Origin of the sequence: Ureibacillus suwonensis, from assembly GCF_042655065.1 — a bacterium.
GTDB classification, from domain to species: domain Bacteria; phylum Bacillota; class Bacilli; order Bacillales_A; family Planococcaceae; genus Ureibacillus; species Ureibacillus suwonensis.
Window position 1 is genome coordinate 1 of sequence record NZ_JBHSNQ010000150.1, and the last position, 6,809, is coordinate 6,809.

The 6,809-nt window shown below is 42.1% G+C and carries 5 protein-coding genes and 1 riboswitch; of the genes, 2 read left to right on the forward strand and 3 right to left on the reverse strand.

From position 1 onward, the window contains the following. Positions 1–160: 160 nt before the first annotated feature. Positions 161–1,630, reverse strand: coding sequence for an alanine/glycine:cation symporter family protein (locus tag ACFPOH_RS11585; protein ID WP_390309772.1), 1,470 nt, complete (start codon positions 1,628–1,630; stop codon positions 161–163). A gap of 147 nt (positions 1,631–1,777) precedes the next feature. Next, the gene (locus ACFPOH_RS11590; protein ID WP_342468873.1) at positions 1,778–2,575 is read right to left on the reverse strand and encodes an alpha/beta hydrolase; all 798 of its coding nucleotides are present in this window, start codon (positions 2,573–2,575) and stop codon (positions 1,778–1,780) included. A 119-nt stretch (positions 2,576–2,694) separates the two neighbouring features. On the opposite strand from ACFPOH_RS11590, the gene ACFPOH_RS11595 reads away from it, so the two are divergent. Continuing rightward, a complete protein-coding gene (locus ACFPOH_RS11595) occupies positions 2,695–3,207 on the forward strand; it encodes a gamma carbonic anhydrase (RefSeq protein WP_342468872.1) in 513 nt (170 codons plus the stop codon). A 43-nt stretch (positions 3,208–3,250) separates the two neighbouring features. Here ACFPOH_RS11595 and metK read toward each other — a convergent pair whose 3' ends face one another. Next, complete coding sequence (metK, locus tag ACFPOH_RS11600; protein WP_342468871.1) at positions 3,251–4,447, reverse strand: methionine adenosyltransferase; 1,197 nt, start codon at positions 4,445–4,447, stop codon at positions 3,251–3,253. 221 nt (positions 4,448–4,668) lie between these two features. Beyond that, a riboswitch (SAM riboswitch) is annotated at positions 4,669–4,783 on the reverse strand. A 240-nt stretch (positions 4,784–5,023) separates the two neighbouring features. Here metK and pckA point away from each other — a divergent pair. After that, a complete protein-coding gene (pckA, locus tag ACFPOH_RS11605) occupies positions 5,024–6,610 on the forward strand; it encodes a phosphoenolpyruvate carboxykinase (ATP) (protein WP_342468870.1) in 1,587 nt (528 codons plus the stop codon). Positions 6,611–6,809 lie beyond the last annotated feature (199 nt).

Below are 6,809 nucleotides of genomic sequence, written 5' to 3' on the forward strand. Positions count from 1 at the left end.
CCTCCAGCTTCCTTCAGATTCCGCGTCACCACGGACACCCTTGCTCTTGGCTAACCTCTACTTCTGTCTTCGGGGTTCGGGACTTACACCCTATAGTTCATGTACATGCCGGGCGCACAAAAACTGCCGGACCCTGAATAAAGGTCGGCAGTTATTTTATTTATTTTTCATTATTTTGATTTTGTTTCAATCGCTCAACCCAAAAATCTGCATTTTTGATTCCCAACTTGATTGGATCAAACACCGGATCTTTTCCTGCTTTTCTTTGTTGCTCATAATCTCTTAAGGCAACAAAGGTCGGTTTCGCTAATATGATAATTCCGATTACGTTCGTCCATACCATCAAACCAAGACCGATGTCCCCCAAGAGCCATGCCAAATCGGATGTTCTTACGGCGCCATAGAATGCGGATGCAAGAAGGACAAATTTTAAAATCCAAGTAACAACCCCTTCTGTCCGTCCGGAGAATAGATAGGCGACGTTTGTTTCCGCAATATAGTAATATGCCATTAATGTTGTAAAGGCAAAGAAGAACAAAGCAAAAGCGACAAATGCAGAACCGAAGTTATTTAATCCCGGAAACGCTCCGGTTACTGCAAGCTGAGTAAATTCAGTATAAGAATGGCCAGGCACATGTTCCACAATCAATTCCCCATCAGCGCTATTCACATTCGTGTTATATGTGCCCATGAATAATATCATTAATGCCGTCGCGGAACATACAAGCAATGTATCAATATAAATGGATGCCGCCTGAACCAAACCTTGTTTGACCGGATGGGATACTTCCGCTGCAGCCGCCGCGTGAGGTCCTGTACCTTGACCGGCTTCATTGGAATAAACCGCACGTTTTACCCCCCAAGCGATGGCGGCACCAATCATTCCACCGAATGTGGCATCCACATTGAAAGCGCTGCGGAAAATCAACCCGAACACTGCAGGCACTTCGGAAATATTCATAATAATTACGATGAACGCTACTAAAATATAGGCAAGCGCCATAAACGGAACGATGATTTGAGCGGCGTTGGCAATCCGTTTAACCCCACCGATAATTATGAAACCCAATAAAACAATCGTAATTAAACCGGTAATCCATGGAGAGATGTCAAAGGCATTATCCATTGCGCTGACAATGGCATTGGATTGAACCCCAGGCATCAAAATGGCCATCGCCAAAATGGCGGCAATCGCAAACACGACTCCGAACCAGCGCTGTCCTGTTCCTTTTTCCATGTAATACGCCGGCCCACCGCGATAGATTCCCAATTTTTTTGTTTTATATATTTGAGCGAGTGTCGATTCCACATAAGCGGTTGATGCACCGATAAAGGCCGTGACCCACATCCAAAATACCGCACCAGGTCCACCAAAGGCAATGGCACTGGCAGTACCGATAATGTTACCTGTGCCTACACGTCCCGATAAAGCCACCGTCAATGCCTGGAATGATGAAATTCCGGCATCGGATTTTTGCCCTTTAAACATCAGGACAAACATTTCTTTAATTTTTCGGATCTGAACAAATCTGGTCAAAATGGAAAACACAAGTCCTACGATCAAAATCCCATAAATCATGATAGGACCCCAAAGGATATCATAAATCCAGTTCAAAGCATTTTCTACCATACCCACACCCCTTTGAAATTAAATTGAATAATTTTTACTATTTTCTGAAAGAATATTTTAATATTACAAAAATTAATAATATCAATCAATATTTCTGATATCATTTTTTGAAAATAATTTTCATCAAAATATTACAAATCAAATAGATTAAACGATGTAACCGATGGATCGAAGTACATTATTGATAAAATCCCGAACATATAAAAATACTTCTTCCCGTTCAAGGTCATGGAAAATATTATGGTAACTATATGGCCAATCCTTGTATTGAAATTCCCTGGTTTTTTGCAACAACAACCATTTTCTGGCCGCTTCCGAGTCCGCCACTTTATCCTGATTCGGCGTAATCAGCAAAATCGGCAACGTCAATGTTCTTTCCTGCTGAGTGGCCAAATTTTTCATTAATTGCTGAATATCCCGGTACCATCGTACAGTCACATTGGAATGATAGGGCACATCATCCTCCATTTCTAAAATCCCCTCCGGATTTCGGGTCAACAGGCGTTTATTTAATTCCAATGATATTTTTTTATTTGGTGCCAAATTCATGCTTGCCAAAGCACTAGCCAGTAAATTTGAATGTTTCTGCAATTGGAACCATGGGGCGGTCAGAATAAGCCCTGCGCACTCCAATTTCGTTTTCCGCAAAAATTGGATTGCCAGTGTCCCCCCCAACCCATGTCCAATGACAAATACCGGCAGTTGATATTGAAGGGCACTTTGCATCAATTGTTTAATGAAAAGCAAATATTCATCAATCAATTCATCATGTACTCTTGTATATCTCGAGCCTTCTTCATGGCCGGGCAAATCCCCCATTACCACATGAAAGCCTTCCGTTCTCAATTTTTCAATCAACCATGCGTACCAGCGATGGTGTTCAAAAGCGCTATGTACAATTACAACCACCGCTTTCGCTTGTACATCCGTTTCCCACTTCCACATAGCGGTCCTCCTATTTCTCTAAAACTTTCATCAACAAGATGTTCGTTCTATTTTCAAAAATTTTCTTATTTGTTAGGATAATATACATAAATAATACATTAGAAATGGGGAGCATTGCGATGATTTATCCTTATCACGACAAAGAACCAAAAATCCATCCTTCCGCATATATTGCAGAGCATGTGACAATTACCGGCGATGTAACCATTGACGAAGATACGACCATTTGGTTTGGTACGGTCATCCGCGGGGATGTGGCGCCAACGATCATCGGCAAACGTTGCAGCATACAGGATTTAAGCTGCTTGCATCAAAGTCCGAACAACCCTCTCATTATTGAGGATGAGGTCATCGTCGGCCATCAGGTGACTCTACATAGCTGCATTATCCGCAAACGCGCATTAATCGGCATGGGGGCAATCGTTTTGGACGGTGCGGAAATCGGCGAGGGGGCGCTTATTGCAGCTGGAAGTTTAGTGCCTCCAGGGAAAAAAATCCCGCCCAATTCCGTTGCGATGGGGAATCCCGCAAAAGTCGTGCGGGAAGTGACCGAAGCGGAACGGAAAGATATGGATCGCATCATTAACGAATACGTTCAAAAAGGGAAATATTATCAATCATTAAAGAAATAAATGAAAAATGCAGGCATATTGTTTGCCTGCATTTCATATTATATTATATTCCCGCTTTTTGGCGTAATTTTTCCGCCACGTCCGTTCTTTCCCAAGGCAAATCGATGTCTGTGCGTCCAAAATGGCCGTATGCAGCCGTTTGTTTGTAAATCGGTCTGCGCAGATCAAGCATTTTGATGATGCCTGCAGGACGCAAATCGAACAATTCATTTACCCATTCAACCAATTGGTTTTCAGCCACTTTTCCCGTTCCGAATGTATCGATGGAAATGGATACAGGACGGGCGACACCGATTGCATAAGCCAACTGAACTTCCACACGGTCAGCGAGACCGGATGCAACGATGTTTTTCGCTACATAACGAGCCGCATAGGCAGCGGAACGATCCACTTTTGTCGGATCCTTGCCGGAGAATGCTCCCCCACCGTGACGGGCGTATCCTCCATACGTATCGACAATGATTTTGCGGCCAGTGAGCCCTGCATCCCCTTTAGGTCCACCAATTACGAATCGGCCAGTCGGGTTGATGAAATACTTTGTATCCCCATCCAACAACTCTGCAGGAATGATGGTTTTGACCACTTTTTCCATTATATCTTCTTTGATTTGTTCTTGAGTGACGCCCTCATCATGCTGAGTTGAAATAACAATCGTATCGATTCGGCGAGGAATGTTGTTTTCATCATATTCTACCGTCACTTGCGTTTTCCCGTCCGGACGCAAATAAGGGATTTCTTTCGACTTGCGGACTTCCGTCAATCTTCTGGAAAGTTGATGCGCCAAGCTGATCGGAAGAGGCATCAATTCAGGCGTTTCATTGCAAGCAAATCCAAAAATCAACCCTTGGTCGCCAGCACCGATCGCTTCAATCTCCTCATCCGTCATGTATCCTTCCCGGGCTTCCAATGCTCGGTCCACACCTTCCGCAATGTCCGGTGATTGTTCGCCAATTGCAGTGAGCACCGCCAAGTTTTCCGCATCAAATCCAAATTTTCCTCGCGTATATCCAATTTCCGCAACCGTATTACGAACAATGCTTTGAATATCTACATATGTTGTTGTTGTAATTTCTCCTGTAACAAGGACCAATCCCGTTGTTACAATCGTTTCGCAAGCAACTCTTGCATTTGGATCTTCTGCGAGTATCGCATCCAAAATGGCATCGGAGATTTGGTCACAAATTTTATCCGGATGCCCTTCCGTTACACTTTCTGATGTAAACAGCCGACGTTTTGACATTCATTTTCCTCCTAAATTGTTGAGACGAAGCTCTTTATGATACGGTACTCATTATCCATGATCCTTTCCGACTTCCGCCCGTAAGGAACATTACGAGGATAATGAAAGGTATAAAACTCGCTAATCTATTTTAGCTTGAATATATGCCGGATTGATTTGAATAAAAAAAGTTCCTATCCACATTTCTGCATGAGGAAAGGAACTGAAATCTCTACCTTTCACTCTTATCGTTCAAGGGAATCCCTTGCATCAGGTTAGCACCACGCATTATTATATAGATAATGCAGGTTGCCGGGTTTCATAGGGCCTTAACCCTCCACCAGCTCTGGATAAGAGTATCCGTTCATGCAACATGTTACGTAATCTATACTGCATTGTCAAATGTTTTTTCTTATTTGTCTACTGTCTTTTCATAATTCCATTTTCTTCAAGGAGGTTGGAAGAGAAGTCAAAAAATTTCACAAATAAATTTTAAGGATTAGTATAGATTATTCCACCCAATGTGTTATACTATTTTTTGTATTATATAACAAAGAATAATTTCCCTAAAAATAAAAAAAGGATGGTATTTAATCGATGAATTCAGTAGAAGTTGCAAATGAGCTGAAGGAATTATTAAAAGGTAAAAATATAAACACCCAATTATCGGTGCCGCAATTGGTTGAAAAAGCGGTTATTCGCGGGGAAGCGAGACTCACAACTGATGGCGCCATTGTTGCCGAAACTGGAAAATATACCGGACGTTCTCCAAAAGATAAATTTATCGTCGAAGAAGAAAGCATCAAAGGTAAAATCGACTGGGGAAGCGTAAACCAACCAATTTCTTCTGAAGTGTTTGATAACTTGTATATCAAAGTTTTAAATTACTTGAAAGACAAAGATGAGCTATTCGTATTCAAAGGCTTTGCCGGAGCGGATAAAGATTCGCAATTGGCAATTCAAGTCGTAAATGAATACGCTTGGCACAATCTTTTCTGCCATCAATTATTCATCCGTCCAACTCAAGAAGAATTGGTTTCACATGATGCTGACTTCACAATTGTTTCAGCACCTGGTTTCAAAGCGGATCCAGCTGTGGATGGAACAAATTCTGAAGCATTCATCATCGTTTCTTTCGAAAAGAAAATCATTCTGATTGGCGGCACAGAATATGCCGGCGAGATGAAAAAATCCATCTTCAGTATTATGAACTATTTATTGCCTGAAAAAGGAATTCTTTCAATGCACTGCTCAGCCAACGTTGGTGAAGCCGGCGATGTAGCATTATTCTTCGGTTTATCCGGTACAGGTAAAACAACGCTTTCCGCAGACAGCAACCGGAAATTGATTGGTGATGATGAACATGGTTGGTCTGACAATGGCGTATTCAATATCGAAGGCGGTTGCTACGCAAAAACAATCAATCTATCTGCTGAAAAAGAACCGGAAATTTATAATGCCATTCGCTTTGGTACTGTATTGGAAAACGTTGTAATCGATCCGGCTACACGCGTGCCTGATTACGATGATAATACTTTAACTGAAAATACAAGAGCGGCATATCCAATCCATTACATCGAAAATATCGTGACACCATCAATTGCCGGTCATCCAAAAACGATCATTTTCTTGACTGCGGATGCTTTTGGGGTGCTTCCTCCAATCAGCAAATTGACTAAAGAACAAGCAATGTACCACTTCTTAAGCGGATTCACTTCCAAATTGGCTGGTACAGAACGCGGTGTCACTTCACCAGAACCAGTTTTCTCAACATGCTTCGGTGCTCCTTTCTTGCCGCTTCCTGCGACAAGATATGCTGAAATGTTGGGTGAAAAAATCGATAAGCACGATGTTCAAGTATTCTTGGTGAACACAGGTTGGACTGGCGGCGAATACGGTGTTGGAAGCCGCATGAAACTTTCTTATACACGCGCGATGGTACGTGCTGCGATTGATGGAAAACTAAATGATGTAGAAACGAAACAAGATGCGATCTTTGGATTGCACATTCCAACACAAATCGAAGGAGTTCCTAGCGAAGTGCTGGATCCTCGTGAAGCTTGGGAAGATAAAGCGGCATATGACGAGAAAGCCCAATATTTGGCAAACTTGTTCAAAGAAAACTTCAAAAAGTTTAACAATGTTCCGGAAGATATCTTGAAAAAAGGTGGACCATTAGTTTAATTCCCGATAAAAAGGGGCTGGGACAAAACTAGCTTCTAGATAGGAAAAAGGAGAATTTGAGTTGGCTCAAACTCTCCTTTTTCCATTTATCCCCATTATTTTTGGTTAGTTGATCTTTGTTGGCCGTGTATTTTCGTAAATTCACGGCCATTAAGGCAATGCCCATTTCATTTTCCACTTTCGATTTTCCTCGAACGGA

Excerpts from the sequence above, each read along its gene's own strand:
- ACFPOH_RS11585 (WP_390309772.1), bottom strand. The coding sequence starts at position 1,630 with ATGGTAGAAAATGCTTTGAACTGGATTTATGATATCCTTTGGGGTCCT.
- ACFPOH_RS11590 (WP_342468873.1), bottom strand. The coding sequence starts at position 2,575 with ATGTGGAAGTGGGAAACGGATGTACAAGCGAAAGCGGTGGTTGTAATT.
- ACFPOH_RS11595 (WP_342468872.1), top strand. The coding sequence starts at position 2,695 with ATGATTTATCCTTATCACGACAAAGAACCAAAAATCCATCCTTCCGCA.
- metK (WP_342468871.1), bottom strand. The coding sequence starts at position 4,447 with ATGTCAAAACGTCGGCTGTTTACATCAGAAAGTGTAACGGAAGGGCAT.
- pckA (WP_342468870.1), top strand. The coding sequence starts at position 5,024 with ATGAATTCAGTAGAAGTTGCAAATGAGCTGAAGGAATTATTAAAAGGT.